We start from the raw sequence: 17,869 nt of genomic DNA, 5'->3' as shown, positions 1-17,869 counted from the left end.
GGCATGAAAATGCAATTGTTAGTCCTGATTATCGCGCTATTATTCGCGGGAGTTGGAAACTTGGCATACGGGTTACCCAAGGTAGATAAGTATTTTCGCCTTTCTGGTCAAGCGAGAGCATTCTGGAATAAGCCGTGGGTGATAGGTCTGATAGCTGGGGTTGCAGTCGGAACTGCAGTAATTGTACGGTTCGGATCCATCAATTTACTGTTGCTGTTTCCCTTACTCACCCTGGGGACGGTGCTTTCAGTTATTGATGCGGGCACCCAAAGGCTCCCGCGTTCGATGACTCTAACTTTCTTGATACTGGTGGTAACAGTCGTTATCTTGGCTGGCTTCATTACTGGACAGTGGGTAAAACCGGCTTATGCTCTCATCGTAGCGATCGGAAGCTTTATACTGCTGCTCCCGGGTACTTTTGTACGTCACGGTATCGGGGCTGGTGATTTGCGGCTAGTTCCCCTCTTGGTGGGGCTGGCTACCTGCTCTTCTTGGCATTGCCTCTTGCTGATGGGGATCCTTTCCGTAGTAGGTAGCGGTCTGTGGGCGCTTTATCTAGTGACAGTGAAGAAAGCCAGCTATGCTACCCGCTTTGCTTTCGGCCCTTGGCTGCTAGCAGCCACCTATATCGCTCTACTGGTGGTTCCTCGCTAGAAAACTTGTTTTTTAGCCGGTGTGCTTAGCTGTTCTAGAAGTGGAAAGTTAGGCCGCAAAAAATGGTTCCATGAAAGAATGAAGCCATGTTGAGATGGATGAGCGCCGGTGAATCACATGGGTCCGCGCTGGTAGGAATCTTGGAAGGAATGCCCGCAGGGGTAGAAATCACGACCGCAAAAGTCGCCGAATATTTAGCCAGTCGGCGCGCCGGCTACGGCCGGGGAGCCCGCCAAAAATTTGAGCAGGACCGTGCCCATCTGGTAGGTGGGGTGATCAGGGGAAAGACTACCGGTGCCCCTATAGCGCTGCTGATTGAAAACAGCGAATGGCCAAAATGGGAAACGGTGATGAGCCCGGATCCGGTAGATCCGCAGGCACTAAAAATTGATGCTGGTAAAGGCGACCAGCGGGAAATTGCTCGCAATAAACCTTTAACTCGTCCTCGCCCCGGACACGCGGATCTGGCGGGAATGCTCGCCTATGACCTGCAGGAGGCTCGCCCCGTTTTAGAGCGTGCCAGCGCCCGGGAAACCGCAATGCGGGTAGGGCTGGGAGCTTTTGCCCAAGAGTTCTTAAAACAAGCCGCCGGAATAGAGCTGATTTCCTATGTAACTCAAATTGGGAAAGCCGAGCTACCGGTAAATTATCCAGTTCCGGCATTGGATCAACAGGACAGCCTGACCGAAAATCCGGTGCGGTGTCCGGATAAAACCGTTAGCGAGCAAATGATTTCCCAGATCGATGCGGCTAAGGAAAATGGCGACACTATTGGGGGCAGTGTCGAGGTAGCGGCCTTTAGGGTACCGCTTGGTCTCGGTAGCCATGTGACGGCAGATAGGCGTTTAGATACTCGGTTAGCGGCTGCTCTAATGTCTATCCCCGCGGTAAAAACCGTAAAAGTCGGGGATGGAACCCAGCCGTATCTGCCGGGGTCGGCAGCCCATGACGAGATTGTTCGGGCAGAAAATGGAGAAATAACCCGAGCTTCCAACCATGCCGGCGGGATCGAAGGTGGCATGTCGAACGGACAGCTAATCCGAGTCAGTTGTGCCTTCAAACCGATCTCTACCGTACCTCGTGCTTTGCGCAGCATTGATCTGGCAAGCGGGGAAGAAAGCCGAGCTATTCATCAACGCTCCGATACTTGCGCGGTAGTCCCCGGGGCGGTGATCGCCCAAGCGCAGGTGGCATTAGTCCTGGCTGATGCGTTGTTAGAGCATGTGGGGGGATATTCCCTGGATCAGGTACGCGAGAATCTGCAGGCCTACCAAAAGCGGATGGAGGCAAGGCTATGACTCGCCAAAAACAAATAGTTTTCGTTGGTTTGCCCGGCAGCGGTAAAACCTCGGTAGGCAGGCTCGTGGCCGCGCGTTTAGGTTGTTCCTTCCGGGATGCTGATCAAGTGCTTAGCGAGCAGGCAGGAATGTCGATCCCTGAGATTTTTGCTACCCGTGGTGAGGAAGGCTTTCGAGAGTTAGAAGTAAAGACTATTGCGGAACTGCTCGCTAGCGACGCTGGAGTCATCTCCCTGGGCGGTGGCGCGCTCACCCGGGGGGAAACCCGATCAGCGCTGGCAGGCAAAGATGTGGTTTTCCTAGATGTTTCCCTTTCCCAGGCGGCTGCCCGCGTGGGGAAAGCTGCTAACCGCCCACTTTTAGCTGATGTAGACAGTCCCAGTGGCAAGCTTGCACAATTGGAAGCAGAGCGCCGGGACAGCTATCTGGAGGCGGCTACCCTAATCGTTCCCGCTAACGGCACTCTTAACGAAGCCTCCTCCGCGGTAATGCGGGGATTAGGCAGAAAAGAGCAGCTCCCGGTGCGCCGCTACCATCTGGAGGCTTTGGCTACTTTACCGGCGCAGGTTAAGGCAGCGTCGCGGGTGATTCCGGTAACTTCTGGTGCCGGGTACCAGGTCATCGTGGGGCAGGGGGCAGGCGCAGCGCTCACTCAGATGCTACAAGAGCGTCCTCGGAAAATATTCTTAATCTATCCGCCGCCGCTTTCGGGCGCTGCCCGTGCCTTGGCTACTAGCCTTACCCAATCGGGACAAGTGGTAAAACTGTTCGAGCACCCGGATGGAGAAGGAGCCAAAAATATCCGGATTGTGGAAGATGCCTGGCGCTGTCTGGGTGAAAACCATTTTTCTCGCGAGGACGCGGTGGCGGCGCTCGGAGGCGGGGCAACTACCGATATGGCGGGCTTCGTAGCCGCCACTTGGCTGCGAGGAATTGAATTATTTAATCTGCCAACTTCCCTCTTGGCGATGGTGGATGCAGCCATCGGAGGCAAAACCGGAATCAATACTTCCCTAGGTAAGAATCTGGTGGGATCGTTTTACCCACCGAGCGCAGTTATCTGTGACCTCGATTATTTGCAGACCCTACCGCCACGGCAGCTGCACTCCGGCTTGGCGGAGGTCATTAAATGCGGGTTTATTGCGGACCGGAAAATATTGCAGCTACTGAACGGACAGAGTCCCGAAAAGCTGGGGGGATCTCCTGCCGCTGCGGAAGAAGTAATTAGCCGCGCGATCAATGTCAAGGCCGGGGTGGTTAGCGAAGATCTGCGCGAAGGGGGGATGCGGGAGTGCCTCAACTATGGACACACCCTCGCCCATGCGATCGAAAAGGCTAGTTCCTACCAAGTGTTACATGGAGAAGCGGTAGCCATCGGGATGGTGTTTGCTGCCCAGGTGGCGGTGGAACTGAACCTGCTTACGCCCTCGCAAATGCAATCTCAACGCCGCCAGATTACAGCGTTGGGATTGCCGACCACTTGCCCACAATACTCTTTCAAGAAATTGCTGAAAATCATGGCTTCGGATAAGAAAGTTCGCGGGGGAGTAATCCGCATGGTGCTTACCACCGGTAACGGACAGATTCAGGTCACCCCAATCACGGATTACCACTTATTAGAGCGCGCTTTTAATGCTATAAACCAGGCTGATACCGCGGCAGGTTCTCCCGCCTTATCGAGCCAGGAGCCGCCAAGTGAATAGGATCGTATTCTTGATTGGGCTACCGGGAAGCGGAAAATCTACTATCGGGGCGGCGCTAGCAGATAACTTGGGGTGGAACCTGGTTGCTACCGATCGCGAGGTAGCCTCCAAATTACAGGTCGCGGCAGATACTGCGCTGCTAACGGTAGGAGAGGAACGCTATCGCGAGGTCGAACGGGAAGTATTGCGCGACCTCTTGCATAATCTGCCCCGCGAAAACACCATCGTTGATTGTGGCTCCGGCGCCTTAGATAACCCGCAAACCTTGCGCGAGCTGCAAGACTTGCCTGGTGCTGAAGTACTAGAACTGGTGATTGACCTGTCGACTATGGCCGATCGCGCCGGGCTCAATCGCCCTCGCTCCCTAGGATTGGGGATGCCGCGGGCGTGGCTGCGGCAAATGGGGCAGCAGCGACGCCAGCGGTGGCAGATTCTACATCCCCTAACAGTAGAAGTTTCGGATTTATCGAAAGCGCAAGCGCTGCAAAAAGTGGCGGAGGCTTTAAACCTAGGAAGTGAAAGTACCGGTTAGGGGCAATATTTTCCACCGTCGCATGATTAAAGTAAAGTAGTAACGATTGATTTTGACTTGGGGGTATTAAGTTGGCGACAACAAATGATTTGAAAAACGGTCTGGTACTAAAACTTGACAACCAGTTATGGCAGGTAGTGGAGTTCCAGCATGTTAAACCGGGAAAAGGCCCGGCGTTCGTGCGTACCAAGATCAAGAATGTTTTAAGTGGCAAAACGGTTGATCGTACCTTTAATGCCGGGGTAAAAGTCGAGACCGCAACGGTTGATCGCCGGGATATGACCTACCTGTACCAAGATGGTACTGATTTCGTCTTCATGGATGACGACACCTATGAGCAGGTGATGATTACCGCGGAAATCGTAGGCGACGCCAAGAACTTCCTCATTGAAAACCAGCGCGCCGTAGTCGCTTTTCATGACGAACAGGTATTGTTCCTGGAACTGCCCGCCTCGGTAATCATGCAGATTACCCACACCGAGCCCTGGCTGCAGGGTAATCGTTCTTCTGCGGGAACCAAACCGGCGACCGTAGAGACTGGTTATGAAGTTCAGGTTCCGCTGTTTGTGGAAGAGGGCGAGAAAATCAAGGTAGATACCCGTTCGGGTGATTATATTTCCCGGGTTAAGGAATAGTAGCCAGTGTCCAAGAATCGGCTATCTCGGCGTACTAAAGCACGGCGACGGGCAGTTGATACCCTTTACGAAGCGAATCTCAAAGGTCTAGATCAAGACCCAGAGGATTTGCGAGAGCTGGTACTTCAGCGGCAACATCTCACTACCGCGCAAACCACCTTGCCTGATTATGCGGCAGAAATTGCCGAGGGCGTGGCGGAGCATCTTTTCGATATCGATATGACGCTCAGCCAGTATTCTCGGGCATGGGCGCTAGATCGCATGCCCAAACCGGATCTAGCGATTTTGCGTTGCGCAGTGTGGGAGATTCTTTACAATCAGGATGTTCCCTGGAGGATTGCGGTAGACGAAGCGGTAGGTACCGCGCGAGCGATTTCCACTCCGGAATCACCGGACTTTATTAACGGAGTGCTAGATGCTATCGGGCGCTCCACTGACAATAATTCAAGTGAGTAGTAGCCCTTAAGGCATAAAACTGACGCTTACGTCCTCGCCAGCATGGCTGCACTCAGCTATTAGGAGGCAGCTATGAGCGCAATAGTTTTCCGCGGTGCAAATATCCTGGGGGAGAATCGCGCCGATATTTTGGTGGAGGGCGAAGAAATCCGCCAGGTCGGCGCAGATTTGTCGGTAGATGCCGGCACGGGGGTTAGCGAAGTTGATGCCCAGGGTCTAATAGCGCTGCCTGGACTGGTGGATTTGCATACCCATTTGCGTGAGCCCGGCGGGTGCGACGCTGAAACTGTCGACACTGGCACTGCCGCGGCCGCTAAGGGCGGATATACCGCAGTTTTCGCCATGGCGAATACTACCCCTACCCAAGACTGCCCCCAGGTAGTCGAGCAAGTACTGGATTTGGGGCGTCAGGCTGGCCGGGTAGATGTCCATCCAGTGGGCGCAGTCACTAAGGACCTCGCGGGCAAAGAGCTTTCGGATCTTAAGGGAATGCACCAGTCGCGGGCAGCGGTAAACGTGTTTAGCGACGATGGTAAATGCGTTTTCGATCCGTTGCTGATGCGGCAGGCTCTAGAGATTGTCCGCGATTTTGACGGGGTTATTGCCCAGCATTCCCAAGAGCCCCGCCTGACTGAAGACTCGCAAATGAACGAGTCCTACTTAGCAGAAGAATTAGGGCTAAAGGGCTGGCCGACCGTTGCGGAAGAAATGATTATTGCCCGTGATATTTTGCTGTCTCTCTACCTGGATGCGCGAATTCATGTCTGCCACCTGTCAAGCGCCAGAGCGGTAGAACTCGTGCGTTGGGGCAAATCTCAGGGTGCACGCATAAGTGCCGAGGCCACGCCCCATCACCTGTTCCTCACCCAGGAAGAAGTCAGAGGGCGAGATCCGCTATTTAAAGTGAATCCGCCGCTACGCTCGCAAAAGGACGTGGAGGCCGTACAGGCAGGATTAGCAGACGGCACCATTGACCTGGTCGGTACCGATCATGCTCCGCATCCGCGTCGGCTCAAAGACTGCGATTTCGAATGCGGTGCTTTTGGGATGATCGGACTGGAAACTGCACTAGCGGTGGTGGCTACTACTATGGTGCAAAGCGGAAAAATGACTTGGCGCGATCTGGCACGCGTCATGTCGGTTACCCCGGCAAGAATTGGGAAAGCCGCGGGGCAGGGAGTGGAAATCACTCCCGGATCGGTAGCAAATCTCTGCTTTGTATCTGCCGATACTGCTTGCCAGGTGCGCCGCGAGACCCAAGTTTCTCGCTCCGATAACACTCCTTTTGTGGGCAAGGAACTACTGGGGCAGGTGCGCCACACTATCTATCGAGGCAAACCCACAGTTTTAGCTGGACAGTTACAGTTTTAAGGAGGAAATATGCGTCGCTACGGGCTACGTTTAGCGCAGGCTATGGAGAAAAGAGGCAATGTTTGTGTAGGTATTGACCCTCACTCCTCGCAACTTTCTGCTTGGGGATTGGAGGACAACCTCCAGGGCTTGCGTACCTTCTCTTTAACTTTGGTGGGAGCGATGGCGGGGCAGGTACCGGCAGTAAAGCCCCAATCGGCGTTTTTTGAACGTTTCGGTTCAAGCGGTATCAAGGTGCTGGAGGAAGTACTAGCGGCTTGCCGAGAGGCGGGTTTATTAACGATTTTGGATGTTAAACGTGGGGATATCGGTTCCACAATGGCCGGTTACGCGCAGGCATATTTAAGCTCTGGCTCCCCGCTAGAAGCGGATGCGATTACCCTTTCTCCCTACCTGGGATACGGTTCGCTGGCACCGGCTTTGGACTTAGCCAAGGCCAATGGGAAAGGGGTCTACGTCTTAGCCCTTACTTCGAATCCGGAAGGATTCCAGGTTCAACATGCCCAATGCGCCAGCGGTAAAAGCGTGGCGGCCGACATAATTTCGCAGGCTGAACACACAAATAAAGCAGCTAGTGATCAAGGTCATATCGCAGATGTGGGTTTGGTTGTGGGTGCCACCACCGGAAATTCTGCGAAAGCTTTAGGAATAGATTTTTCGGCATTTTCGGGATCCATTTTATCGCCTGGAATTGGCGCTCAAGGGGCTACACCAGCAGATATACAAAAAATATTCGGAAAGAGCGCCTTCCGGGTGCTGGCATCAACTTCCCGGGGAATATCTTCTGCTGGTCCGAAAGTATCAGCTTTGCAAGCTGCCGCCAGGCAAATAACTGAGCAAATGAGTGATATTTTTCGCAACTGAACTGGCAAAACTTAGTCGCTAGTTTGGCTTAAATGGAAAAAAACAACTAGTGTTTTTCCTGTTGTTATCCCGTAAATCTAGATGAAGAGGTAATACAAAATGGCACTTCCTTCTTTGACTCCCGAACAGCGCGCACAGGCTCTGGAAAAAGCCGCTCAGGCTCGCAAGGCTCGCGCTGAAACTAAGGCGAAGCTGAAGAACCGGGAACTGACCCTATCTGAAGTAATCAAGAACGCTCAGGATGATCCGTACTTGGGCAAGATGAAGGTTCAGGCTCTGCTGGAGGCTCTGCCTCGGGTAGGAGCCACCACCGCTGCTGCGGTAATGGAGGAGATCGGCATCGCCAAGTCGCGTCGTATCCGCGGTCTAGGTGAGCATCAGCGCGCTGAGCTGGTTCGTCGCTTCGGCTAGTAATCTAACTAATTTATTGCAGTATGGGACCCAAGATTTGGGTCCCATACTGTTATTTACCGGAAAAGTTCGGAGTGAATAGTTTACCCATGTCTCGCCTGTATGTATTGGTTGGCCCTTCTGGGGTAGGCAAAGGAACTGTGGTTAAGGCTTTACGAAAAGCCCATCCCCAGGTAAACGTAGCGGTTTCTGCTACTACTCGTTCGCCTCGTCCGGGTGAACGTGACGGGATTGACTATCATTTCCTAAGTGAAGCCCGCTTCGATGAGCTGGTGGCCTGCGATGGCTTTGTAGAGTGGGCGATAGTTCACGGCCAAAACCGCTACGGTACTTTACGTTCTGAAATCGCAAAATATATTGCCCGCGGCGAGGACGTGATTTTAGAAATCGATTTAGCAGGCGCGAGGCAGGTGCGGCGAACTCACCCTGATGCTTGTTTTATATTCCTACAAGCTCCCAGTCAAAAGATTTTGCAAGAACGCTTGCGGGGAAGAGGCACCGAGGGAGAAGCCGAGGTAACTCGGCGCTTACAAACCGCCGAAATTGAGATGGCAGCTGCCGGAGAATTTGAGCATATTGTGGTAAATAATCACCCTAATCAGGCGGCTAGCGAACTAGCAGCTCTAATGGGAATAGCGTAAGATTCTTCGTGAAGAGGTGGCGCTTCGCCACTGAAAATAGAAATGAGAGGACAATATGTCGGGTACTGTTGCTAGCCCAGAGGGGATCACCAACCCTCCAATAGATGATCTATTGGAAAAGGTAGAGTCCAAATATGCCCTAGTAGTATATGCGGCTAAACGGGCACGGCAGATTAACACTTACAATCTGGAGATCGCGGAAGGAATGTTTTCCACTCCCGGGCCGCTGATTGATTCCAATCCTGAAGACAAAGCTCTAGGTATTGCTTTGCGCGAAATTGATCAGGGAGTATTAAATCTAAAAGAGCATGACGATTCTTCCCAGGATTAACTGAACTATGTCGCAGCGCCGCCAAATTGTTGTCGGGGTGGGGGCGGGTATCGCCGCCTATAAAGCCACCCATGTGGTGCGGGCATTAGTTAAAGCCAACTTCGATGTCTGGGTAGTTCCTACCCCAGCATCTCTAAAAATGATCGGGGAAGTTACCTGGCAAGCAATATCCGGTAATCCGGTCTACACGCAGGTAGATTCCCCCGTAAGCGGAGTTGGGCATATTGAACTCGCCCGCGAGGCCAGCGCTATCGTGGTGGTTCCCGCAACTGCTGATCTATTGGCACGGATAACCCACGGCATTGCTAACGATATGCTGACCAACGTGATTTTGGCGGCTGACTGCCCGCTATTGTTAGCCCCGGCGATGCACACCAATATGTGGGAAAACCCGGCGACCAGGAAAAATGTGCAAACCTTGCAAGCTAGGGGAGCGCGTTTCATCGGCCCGGTGGCAGGTGAGCTATCCAGTGGGGATCGAGGGCTAGGCCGGCTAGCACCGGAAGAAGATATCTACGCCGAGGTGCTATCGGTTCTTTCTACCGGGAAATGGCAAGGCAAGAAGGTAATGGTAAGCGCGGGAGGCACCCGTGAGCCTTTAGATCCCGTACGTTTTCTCGGAAATCGTTCCTCTGGGCGCTTTGGAGTTGAGATTGCCCGGCAGTTTGCTTGGCAGGGAGCCCAAGTAACCTTATTGGCTGCCAATATTGAACCAACGCTCCTGGAATCTTTGCCCGGTGGGGTAGAAGTGGTGGCTACTCCTAGTGCAGGCAAAATGCACCAGGCAGCACTAGACTATTTCCCCCACATGCAAGTGGCGGTAATGGCGGCAGCAGTAGCGGACTATCAGCCAGTAGATTTTCAAAGCGAAAAGATCAAGAAAGTTCCTAATCAACAGGAGTTTTCTTTAAGGCTGCGCTCCACTGCCGATATTTTGGCAGATTTAGCCAGCAAGAAACACTCCGATCAGTTAGTAGCCGGATTCGCGGCAGAAACCGGCAGCTGGGAACAGGTGCTGCAACTGGGTAAAGAAAAGGCTCGCCGCAAAGGAGCCGACATTATTTTTATTAACCAAGTGGGCACCGAAACTGGATTCGGAGATATCGCTACCAGAGTTTGCGCAGTTGACGGCGAAGGCAGTGAAATTGGGCAGTTTTCGGGCAATAAACCCCAGGTGGCTACCCAGATAGTTACGCTGGTACGCCAGCAGGTGCAGTGACTGACACGATGCCGCGGTGGAGCGGCACTGACCCCCTAGCTAGCCTTAGATCCCGGAAGCAGACTAATTCCCTGGCAGGAACCCAACAAGAGCTACTGGCCACTCCGAGTCAGCCCCGTGGCAAATGGGAAAATAGTGACCCGATTGCCCGAGTTATTCCCGAGGTTTCGGTTTTCCATCTGGCCAGCGGCCTCGATTACACGATTCCTGCCCGGTTGCAGGCAAAAGTACAGCCCGGATGCCTCGTGAGCGTAAAAATTGCCGGCCAGCTGGTACACGGATGGGTAAGGGATATTCGCAAAGCAGAACCCACCCGACAGCGTTTACGGCCAATCAGCCGGGTTCTCAGCCCTCATCCTTTGGTGTCCGAAGACAGCTTTGCATTGTCAGAAAAGGTAGCTCGGCGTTATGCCGGAAATTTATCCGCGATTTTACGCCAGGCGATCCCTGCGCGCCGCGCGAATATTGAGAAAGAGTTCTTTGATTCTGATAACCGCGAATCTGCGGTAACCAAAGAGGCAAAGCTAGACGGGCTCGCCGAGGACAAAGCAGCTAGGGAGCCCCTCGTTGCTTCCTATCCCACTGGGACAGCCCTTTTAGAGTCTTTAGCGCGGGGGCAAACGAGCCGCGTAGTGTGGCAAGCGCTTCCCGAACCCGAATTGCCCGCTCCTTTCTCTCAAATCTCCCAGCTCATCTCCCATTCGCTAAGGGATAGTGGCTCAACGCTCTGTCTTTTCCCCACTAGTAAGCTAGCGCAGGATTTTGCTGCCTACTGGGATGAACATGCTTCCATCGGAGCCCCCTCAGCCTTGGAGTATCACTCTGATCTGGGGGCGAATGCCCGTTACCGCGCCTTCTTAGAGTGTCGGTTTAACCATCCTTCTCTGGTGATAGGAACTCGTTCCGCCATCTTTGCTCCTTTGAAAAAGCTGTCTCTGCTGTTGATTTGGGACGAGACAGCCGACACTTATCAGGAAAAATCCGCACCTTATTGGCACACCCGGCAAGTTGCAATGCTACGATCCCAGCGTGAAAAAGCTTCTTTAGTATTAGGAAGTTTCTCGCGTTCACCCCAGGCGCAGGCTTTAGTTATGTCTACCTGGGCTCGCGAGTTGGTTCCCGAAACTCACCAAATACCGCTGCCTAAAATTTTTACCCCCGAATATGAAAATCGAGACGACCCTTCCCTCGGGCAAAGCGGGCTATCTTCTACCGCCCTGCAATTCCTGCGGCAAGGATTGAAAAACGGTCCGGTATTAATCCAGGCTCCTCGCAAAGGAGGACGCGGCGGCCTGAGCTGCGCTAATTGCCTAGCGCCGGTGCGTTGTCCGCAGTGCCTAGGGCACGTAGAGCAGCTGCGCACAAAGTTTATCTGCCATAGTTGCGCTCATCAGTTTCGGTTTTCTTGCCCGCGTTGTGGGGCTAAAGAGACCCGCGCTAGGGTGCGCGGACATCAACAAATCGGAAGCGAACTGGCGGCCGCGTTTCCGCGTGTCCCCGTTTATAACTGTGACGCCGATACTTCTTTGAACCTTATCAATGCTGAGCCAGCCTTAATCGTGGCAACTGCGGAACAAGAACCGGTAGCTAAGGGTGGCTACCTCGCGGCACTACTGTTAGATGCCGGCCTGCTGCTGAGCCTAGATCGGATTTGGGCAGCGGAAGAAGCTTTGCGGCGTTGGGCAAATACCGCTGCTAAAGTTGCCCCGGGCGGGCAGGTGATGCTCACCGGTGATCCGGGGCAGCGACTCGCCGAAACTTTTAAACACCGAACTTTTAGTAGCTGGGCAATCCAGGAGCTAGCCGAGCGAGCGGAAGTTGGGATTCCCCCCACTGCCGCCTTAGCGGTTATTCGCGGCTCAGAGGACGCCTTGCACCGTTTCCTTGCTGAGTCCAGCTTCCCCGGTGCCCAAGTTATCGGTCCGGTTAGGCAGGACGATCACTTCCAGATGTTGGTACGTTCCCGTTTGGATCAAGGTGAGCTGTTGCGCGAAGAGCTGCGCCGCCTGCAAGCGGTGGCTTCTCGAAAAAAGTGGGGTCAGATCCGGGTACAGGTAGATCCCCAAGATCTTTAATGTTTCCTGAGATAGCGGTACTTAACTGATAACATTTCCTCTATGCGTGTCTTATTTGCCGGTACTCCCGACTCGGCGGTACCTGTCCTGAAGTATCTGCTCGACTCGGAGCATGAAGTAGTCGGGGTGTTAACTCGCCGTCCTGCTCGCTCTGGTAGAGGTCGCAAGGTTACGCCTTCGCCGGTGGCACAGGTGGCGGAAAAGGCCGGCTTGCCGATTTTTACCCCTACTTCGTTGAAAGACACCAGTGAGCGCCCTGACTTTAAAGCATTAGGCGCCGACGTGGCGGTGGTAGTCGCCTACGGGTTGCTGATTCCGAAAGATCTATTAGAGGTTTTCCCCCACGGCTGGATTAACCTACACTATTCGCTGCTGCCTAAATGGCGGGGGGCCTCTCCGGTGCAGCATTCGCGTATCGCTGGGGAAGAAATCACCGGGGTTAGTATTTTCCGCATTGACGAGGGAATGGATACCGGCCCTATCTACGCGGTTGATCCCATCCGCGTAGCTCCCCAAACCACCGCAGATTTGTTGCTGCAGCGCTTAACCGACACCGGAATCGGGGTGTTGCCCCACGTTCTCGCGGCGCTGAAAACTGGAAATGCTAAAGCCCACCCGCAAACTAGCGAAGGCGCCAGCTACGCGCCTCTGCTCACCAAGGCAGATGCCCAAATACCTTGGGAAAAAGATGCCCACCAGGTAGCCGACATGATTTGTGGCTTTACCTCTGAACCGGGAGCTTGGACCGAACTGCCTGATGGTAAACGGATCAGTATCTATCCCGTAATCGAGATGAAAGAACATGATACGCTGCAGCCCGGTCAGGTGCGGGTTACTAAACATGAAGTTACCGTCGGCACCGGCAGTAACGATGTGAAACTCACCTTTGTCACCCCGGCTGGAAAAAGGGAGATGGCTGCCGATGCCTGGGGACGGGGACAACGATATGGGCAAGATTTTTTCTTTAGTCTCCCGGGTGAAAGTGAGCAAAACTAGTGCGACCAGATCGTCCCTCGAAAGAATATTCTCCCCGTAAGTCTCCCCGGGGTAACCAGCGAAAAAAGCGGGGAGGAAACCGCTTCGAACCGGAGGAATGGCGTCCCCAAACCGATCGGGTACGTACCCTGGTTTTCCAGGTACTGCTGGCAGTAGAGACCAAAGATGCCTATGCGAACCTATTGCTGCCGCCGCGCCTTACTCGCGCCCATATTGCCGGGCGCGATGCCGGTTTCGCTACCGAGCTCACCTACGGGACGCTCAGAAGCCAAGGCTTTTACGATTGGATAATCGATGAGTGCTCGACCCGCCCAGTAGCTGCCTTGGAAAAAGAAGTGCTGGTTATATTGCGCATGGGCTTGCATCAACTGTTAAATATGCGAGTGCCCACTCACGCCGCGGTCAGCGAATCGGTGAATCTGACAAAACAGGAAGCCAATGAGGGAGCCGCCGGGCTGGTCAACGGGGTTTTACGCCAAGCGGTGCGCCTGGCTGACAGTGGGGAACTAGAATCCCGGCTCGACGCCCTTAATGCCTCCCGCCGCCTGGCAATTGAGTATTCTCATCCTGCTTGGATTATTGCCGCCTATCGCGCGGCTTTAAGTGAACACGCAAAACTGGGTGCCCAGATTCCCAGTGACGATGATTCCCTGACGGCATTACTGGCAGAAAATAATCGCGCCCCCTATATCAACCTGGTGGCGCGACCTGGCTTGGTTAATCGAGAAGAACTTGCCGATGCGGTAGAAGATATGGGACAAGATGTTGCCTATTCGACGCTGAGTCCTTGGGGTTTGATTGTGTCTGGGGGAGACCCCGCAAGCCTAGAAGAGGTTCGGCAGGCTCGTGCAGGGGTGGAAGATCAAGGATCACAACTGGTCGCCGGAATCGCAGCTACCTATCCTTTGGAAGGCAGCGACCAGAACTGGCTAGACTTATGTGCTGGTCCCGGCGGGAAAGCAGCTTTAATGGCGGCGTTAGGCAGGCAACGCGGCGCCCAACTGGTGGCTAATGAGATTAGTCCTCACCGCGCCAAATTGGTGGAAGATTCGGTGCAGGCTCTTGACAATGTGCAGGTGACGCAAAAAGACGGCACCCAGTTTCCGCTCCGTGAGGGCGGATATGACCGGGTACTGGTAGATGCTCCGTGTACCGGATTGGGGGCATTGCGCCGTCACCCCGAGTCCCGTTACCGTGCCCGTAATGAAACCATTCCGGATATCACTGATCTACAGGAGCGTCTGTTGAATCGGGCTTTAGATGTTTGCCGCCCGGGAGGCTTAGTTATTTACGCTACTTGTTCACCGCACCCGGCAGAAACTACTTTCCTGGTAGAGCGGGTATTAAAAGCTCGCGGGGACGGGCAACTACAGGAACTCACCCCCGTATGGGATCAACTTATCGATGCCGATGCCTGGCCCCAGGGATTGGGCTGCGCCGATAAATACTTACAATTGTGGCCACATATTCATGCCAGTGACGCTATGTTTGCAGCAGTAATCAGCAAAAACTAGAAAGGAAACTAATCATGGGCGTAACTATTTCTCCTTCTATCCTTAACTGCGATATTGCTAACTTGGCTGCTGAAATCAAAAAAATAGAGAACGCAGATTATGCGCATGTGGACGTGATGGATAATCATTTTGTGCCCAATCTTTCCTGGGGGCTGCCGGTGGTAGAGGCAGTAATCCGCCAAAACATTTTGCCAGTAGACGCCCATTTAATGATCGAGGACGCCGACCGGTGGGCGCCTACCTATGCGGAGGCCGGATGTGCCTCGGTAACTTTCCATGCCGAGGCAGCGGCAGCGCCGATTCGTCTGGCGCGAGAGATTCACCGGCAAGGGGCGAAAGTGGGAATGGCGCTGCGTCCAGCCACCGATATCACTCCCTATATCGATATCCTCCCGGAAATCGATATGTTGCTGGTAATGACGGTGGAGCCTGGTTTTGGGGGTCAGTCCTTCCTAGAGTCGATGATGGCGAAAGTTCGCCGTACCCGCGAAGCTATTTCTGCTGCTAACCTGCAAGTATCGGTGCAGGTGGATGGAGGAATTACCCGCGAAACTATTAGCGTAGCTGCCGAAGCCGGAGCGGATGTATTCGTTGCGGGTTCAGCGGTTTATAAAGCTGAAGATGCCTACGCGGAGGTAGAGGAACTGCGGCGCATCGCCCAGTCCCACTGCTAGTATTTAGCGAGGTTTTCGGCGAGGAAGCAGCGGCGTCCTCGAAAAGCTTATTCGCGCGCCCCAGGGGCAGGTTGGAGCTAACTGGATTCCTGCCAACTGGAGCCGGAAGGCAAGATTTTTCAAAACCCACTAACCTTAAAGCTATGAAGAGTTTTGAAGATTTGTTTACGGAGTTGCAAGAAAAAGCAACCACCCGTCCTCAGGGATCTGGCACCGTAAAAGAGCTAGACGCCGGGGTGCATGCTATCGGGAAGAAAATCGTAGAAGAAGCGGCAGAAACTTGGATGGCTGCCGAATACGAAAGTCACGATGATTTTTGTTTAGAGGTCTCCCAGCTGCTTTATCACGCCCAAGTGATGATGATCGCTAAAGGGGTTAGCCTCGAAGACGTCTACCGAAAACTCTAAGGATACAAATGTTAAGAATAGCTGTTCCCAATAAAGGTGGCCTGTCAGATCCGGCCATCAGACTTCTTTCCGAAGCTGGATACCGTACCCGGCGCCGGGGTCGAGAGCTACATATCACCGATCAAACCAACCAGGTGGAAGTGTTTTTTCTCCGTCCGCGCGATATCGCCCAATACGTAGGTGCCGGTTTTATTCAAGCTGGGATTACCGGACGCGATCTACTAGCGGATTCGGGAGTCAAAGCCGAAGAAGTATTAGCACTGGGATTTGGCTCCTCTACTTTCCGCTTTGCCGCACCTTTAGGCACTATGAGTTCGGTTCAGGATCTAAGGGGTAAACGTATTGCCACTTCTTTTGACCGGATTGTGCAGGACTATTTGGCTTCGCAGCAGGTGCAAGCCGATACCGTACACCTAGATGGGGCCGTAGAGTCCTCGGTTCGCCTCGGGGTGGCAGATGCAATCGCTGATGTAGTGGAAACGGGCAACACTTTGCGGGCAGCCGGGCTGGAAGTATTTGGCGAACCTTTGATGCAATCAGAGGCTGTGCTTATCGCTAATCCGCAGGCAGCCGACAGCGCGGGTCTGCAAGTTCTTCAGCAGCGCCTTTTGGGGGTGCTCAATGCGCGTAACTATGTGTTGGTCGACTATAACGTTCACCGGGATCTGCTGGATAAAGCGGTAGATTATACTCCGGGAATTTCTTCGCCCACCATATCTTCCCTGCAAGATAGCCACTGGCTAGCGGTGCGGGCGATGTGCAAACGCTCCGAAGTTCACGGGGTGGTCGATAAGCTCCACGCCCTCGGGGCGGAGGGGATTTTGGTTACTCAGCTGCTATCGGCTCGGATCTAGCTGGAGCTGTGCCAGGCGCAGGCCGGCACCCTAACTGGTACTTTGTACCTCGGAGGTAAAACCCCGAAGGATTTCGCCGGAAGCTTTAGGCTAGGCAAGCTGCGCGGCGAGGCGTCCGGCTACCGCAGCTGCCAGGAAGGGAGCAGCATCTTCTTCCAGGCCTCGTCGCATGGTTGACAGCTTCACCGGGCAGTCGCTTAGGGCCTGGTAGAGTCCGGTAGTTGCACATTTTTGCACCCGGTGCCGGGAACTAATCTGTGCCAGTTGGGAGTCTACCAATTTAGTGAACTCACTGTTTAGGAGAGGTTTTTGCCCTTCGCCCTCGTCGGTAAATTCCGGCAGCGCTACGGTCAGGGGAACAGGCGTAAAATCAGAGAGAATTCGCAAACTATGATGGGAGATTCCCTGGTGGCGCGGCCGAGGGTCAGCTGCTGACATCCGCAGGGCACAAATTGCTTTCCCGCCTCCTGCAGCCGCCTGGGTTAGGAACGAGGAAAGATCAAGACCGGAGTAACCGTAGGGGGTGCCGCTACCCGCATTGCCTGGGCCTTGTCCCACAATCGCGATATCGGCGGCTAACACCTGCCGGGCTGCCAGCAGCGCCGAAAAAGTATTGATCGATTCCAAGTCACCCCCGAAGGCTTGACCAGCGGTAATTACCGCCGATAGCCAGCCATTTTCGCGCAGCGCGGTAATGTTGCGGGAGAAAAACGCCGGAAGCGCCCCGCCATCGGTGTAAACATAAACGATTTTCGCCGCGGGATTCTCCGCCCGCACCCCGGCGATCACCGCGGGAAGCTGGGAATGCAGATCGATCCCTACTACCGGCATTCCCTGCAAGTTTTCTGCCTGTCGCATCTGCTGGTGATAAGGGGATTCTTGTTCTTCCACAGAGGAAACCATGTACTGGCTGGGGGTATAGCGCGCCTTCATAATGTGACCCTCATTAGCCGGCAACGAGTCTTCTGGCAGACGCCCACAAAGTGCGGTCACCAGTGCGAACCCGCCGGTTCCTAAGTTCTTCTGGAGGGCAGAACAATCAACGCGTACCGTGTCTCCCGCTTTAACTTCCCCGTTTAAGGCCGGATAGTTTAAGGCGCGCATGGTTTCCCCGGCTAAAAACTGCTCGGCTCCACTAGGATGAGCAGAAATCTTGAGCGTGAGTTCTTGCGTGGCTTTGAAGTTGCGAACCGCTGCCACCTGTCCTTCCCGTAACATCATGTTTTATATTCTA

At 54.0% G+C, this 17,869-nt stretch carries 19 protein-coding genes; 18 read left to right on the top strand and 1 reads right to left on the bottom strand.

Annotated elements, in window-relative coordinates:
* The first annotated feature begins 3 nt into the window (after positions 1-3).
* From ACZ5BI_RS04580 to hisG, 18 genes are all read left to right on the top strand, one after another.
* On the top strand, positions 4-654 hold the full coding sequence (locus ACZ5BI_RS04580; protein WP_316086853.1) for a prepilin peptidase: 651 nt from the start codon (positions 4-6) through the stop codon (positions 652-654).
* Between the two features lie 86 nt (positions 655-740).
* Positions 741-1,952, top strand: a complete 1,212-nt coding sequence (gene aroC, locus ACZ5BI_RS04575; protein WP_316086852.1) for a chorismate synthase — start codon at positions 741-743, stop codon at positions 1,950-1,952.
* On the top strand, positions 1,949-3,655 hold the full coding sequence (gene aroB, locus ACZ5BI_RS04570) for a 3-dehydroquinate synthase (protein ID WP_464896752.1): 1,707 nt from the start codon (positions 1,949-1,951) through the stop codon (positions 3,653-3,655). Before aroC ends, aroB begins: the two co-directional genes overlap by 4 nt.
* Positions 3,648-4,187 carry a shikimate kinase gene (locus tag ACZ5BI_RS04565; protein WP_316076624.1) on the top strand — a complete coding sequence of 180 codons (540 nt, stop codon included), beginning with the start codon at positions 3,648-3,650 and terminating at the stop codon, positions 4,185-4,187. Before aroB ends, ACZ5BI_RS04565 begins: the two co-directional genes overlap by 8 nt.
* Positions 4,188-4,258: 71 nt before the next feature.
* Positions 4,259-4,822 (top strand): elongation factor P, encoded by a 564-nt coding sequence (gene efp, locus ACZ5BI_RS04560; protein ID WP_316087181.1) that lies wholly within the window; start codon positions 4,259-4,261, stop codon positions 4,820-4,822.
* Between the two features lie 6 nt (positions 4,823-4,828).
* Positions 4,829-5,278: a transcription antitermination factor NusB gene (gene nusB, locus ACZ5BI_RS04555; RefSeq protein ID WP_316087180.1), complete on the top strand. Its 450-nt coding sequence runs from the start codon at positions 4,829-4,831 to the stop codon at positions 5,276-5,278.
* 72 nt (positions 5,279-5,350) lie between these two features.
* Positions 5,351-6,649 carry a dihydroorotase gene (locus ACZ5BI_RS04550; protein WP_316087179.1) on the top strand — a complete coding sequence of 433 codons (1,299 nt, stop codon included), beginning with the start codon at positions 5,351-5,353 and terminating at the stop codon, positions 6,647-6,649.
* 9 nt (positions 6,650-6,658) lie between these two features.
* Entirely contained in the window at positions 6,659-7,513 is an 855-nt protein-coding gene (gene pyrF, locus ACZ5BI_RS04545) for an orotidine-5'-phosphate decarboxylase (RefSeq protein ID WP_316099174.1), read from the top strand.
* A 99-nt stretch (positions 7,514-7,612) separates the two neighbouring features.
* A complete protein-coding gene (gene mihF / locus ACZ5BI_RS04540) occupies positions 7,613-7,924 on the top strand; it encodes an integration host factor, actinobacterial type (protein ID WP_022865224.1) in 312 nt (103 codons plus the stop codon).
* Between the two features lie 89 nt (positions 7,925-8,013).
* Complete coding sequence (gmk, locus tag ACZ5BI_RS04535) at positions 8,014-8,565, top strand: guanylate kinase (protein ID WP_316099179.1); 552 nt, start codon at positions 8,014-8,016, stop codon at positions 8,563-8,565.
* A gap of 55 nt (positions 8,566-8,620) precedes the next feature.
* Positions 8,621-8,896 (top strand): DNA-directed RNA polymerase subunit omega, encoded by a 276-nt coding sequence (rpoZ, locus tag ACZ5BI_RS04530; protein WP_278605520.1) that lies wholly within the window; start codon positions 8,621-8,623, stop codon positions 8,894-8,896.
* Positions 8,897-8,903: 7 nt separating this feature from the next.
* Positions 8,904-10,115 carry a bifunctional phosphopantothenoylcysteine decarboxylase/phosphopantothenate--cysteine ligase CoaBC gene (gene coaBC / locus ACZ5BI_RS04525; protein WP_316087139.1) on the top strand — a complete coding sequence of 404 codons (1,212 nt, stop codon included), beginning with the start codon at positions 8,904-8,906 and terminating at the stop codon, positions 10,113-10,115.
* A complete protein-coding gene (locus ACZ5BI_RS04520) occupies positions 10,112-12,190 on the top strand; it encodes a primosomal protein N' family DNA-binding protein (protein WP_464896751.1) in 2,079 nt (692 codons plus the stop codon). Before coaBC ends, ACZ5BI_RS04520 begins: the two co-directional genes overlap by 4 nt.
* Before the next feature lie 42 nt (positions 12,191-12,232).
* A complete protein-coding gene (fmt, locus tag ACZ5BI_RS04515; RefSeq protein WP_316086915.1) occupies positions 12,233-13,186 on the top strand; it encodes a methionyl-tRNA formyltransferase in 954 nt (317 codons plus the stop codon).
* Positions 13,186-14,700, top strand: coding sequence for an RsmB/NOP family class I SAM-dependent RNA methyltransferase (locus tag ACZ5BI_RS04510; protein WP_316086914.1), 1,515 nt, complete (start codon positions 13,186-13,188; stop codon positions 14,698-14,700). The genes fmt and ACZ5BI_RS04510 overlap by 1 nt, the downstream gene beginning before the upstream one ends.
* Before the next feature lie 14 nt (positions 14,701-14,714).
* Positions 14,715-15,374, top strand: coding sequence for a ribulose-phosphate 3-epimerase (gene rpe / locus ACZ5BI_RS04505; protein WP_316086913.1), 660 nt, complete (start codon positions 14,715-14,717; stop codon positions 15,372-15,374).
* 143 nt (positions 15,375-15,517) lie between these two features.
* Positions 15,518-15,781 carry a phosphoribosyl-ATP diphosphatase gene (locus ACZ5BI_RS04500; RefSeq protein WP_316086916.1) on the top strand — a complete coding sequence of 88 codons (264 nt, stop codon included), beginning with the start codon at positions 15,518-15,520 and terminating at the stop codon, positions 15,779-15,781.
* Between the two features lie 8 nt (positions 15,782-15,789).
* Positions 15,790-16,635, top strand: a complete 846-nt coding sequence (hisG, locus tag ACZ5BI_RS04495; RefSeq protein WP_316086912.1) for an ATP phosphoribosyltransferase — start codon at positions 15,790-15,792, stop codon at positions 16,633-16,635.
* Positions 16,636-16,725: 90 nt separating this feature from the next.
* Here hisG and ACZ5BI_RS04490 read toward each other — a convergent pair whose 3' ends face one another.
* The gene (locus tag ACZ5BI_RS04490) at positions 16,726-17,856 is read right to left on the bottom strand and encodes a DUF3866 family protein (protein ID WP_464896750.1); all 1,131 of its coding nucleotides are present in this window, start codon (positions 17,854-17,856) and stop codon (positions 16,726-16,728) included.
* Positions 17,857-17,869: the final 13 nt, after the last annotated feature.

This window comes from Varibaculum sp. GTC20041 (genome assembly GCF_055387755.1).
The sequence above is the reverse complement of the archived record's forward strand: the minus strand, read 5'-3'. Positions and strand labels throughout refer to the sequence as shown.

Coding starts and splice junctions, on each gene's coding strand:
- ACZ5BI_RS04580 (WP_316086853.1), top strand. CDS start 4: ATGAAAATGCAATTGTTAGTCCTGATTATCGCGCTATTATTCGCGGGA.
- aroC (WP_316086852.1), top strand. CDS start 741: ATGTTGAGATGGATGAGCGCCGGTGAATCACATGGGTCCGCGCTGGTA.
- aroB (WP_464896752.1), top strand. CDS start 1,949: ATGACTCGCCAAAAACAAATAGTTTTCGTTGGTTTGCCCGGCAGCGGT.
- ACZ5BI_RS04550 (WP_316087179.1), top strand. CDS start 5,351: ATGAGCGCAATAGTTTTCCGCGGTGCAAATATCCTGGGGGAGAATCGC.
- pyrF (WP_316099174.1), top strand. CDS start 6,659: ATGCGTCGCTACGGGCTACGTTTAGCGCAGGCTATGGAGAAAAGAGGC.
- mihF (WP_022865224.1), top strand. CDS start 7,613: ATGGCACTTCCTTCTTTGACTCCCGAACAGCGCGCACAGGCTCTGGAA.
- gmk (WP_316099179.1), top strand. CDS start 8,014: ATGTCTCGCCTGTATGTATTGGTTGGCCCTTCTGGGGTAGGCAAAGGA.
- rpoZ (WP_278605520.1), top strand. CDS start 8,621: ATGTCGGGTACTGTTGCTAGCCCAGAGGGGATCACCAACCCTCCAATA.
- coaBC (WP_316087139.1), top strand. CDS start 8,904: ATGTCGCAGCGCCGCCAAATTGTTGTCGGGGTGGGGGCGGGTATCGCC.
- fmt (WP_316086915.1), top strand. CDS start 12,233: ATGCGTGTCTTATTTGCCGGTACTCCCGACTCGGCGGTACCTGTCCTG.
- rpe (WP_316086913.1), top strand. CDS start 14,715: ATGGGCGTAACTATTTCTCCTTCTATCCTTAACTGCGATATTGCTAAC.
- ACZ5BI_RS04500 (WP_316086916.1), top strand. CDS start 15,518: ATGAAGAGTTTTGAAGATTTGTTTACGGAGTTGCAAGAAAAAGCAACC.
- hisG (WP_316086912.1), top strand. CDS start 15,790: ATGTTAAGAATAGCTGTTCCCAATAAAGGTGGCCTGTCAGATCCGGCC.
- ACZ5BI_RS04490 (WP_464896750.1), bottom strand. CDS start 17,856: ATGATGTTACGGGAAGGACAGGTGGCAGCGGTTCGCAACTTCAAAGCC.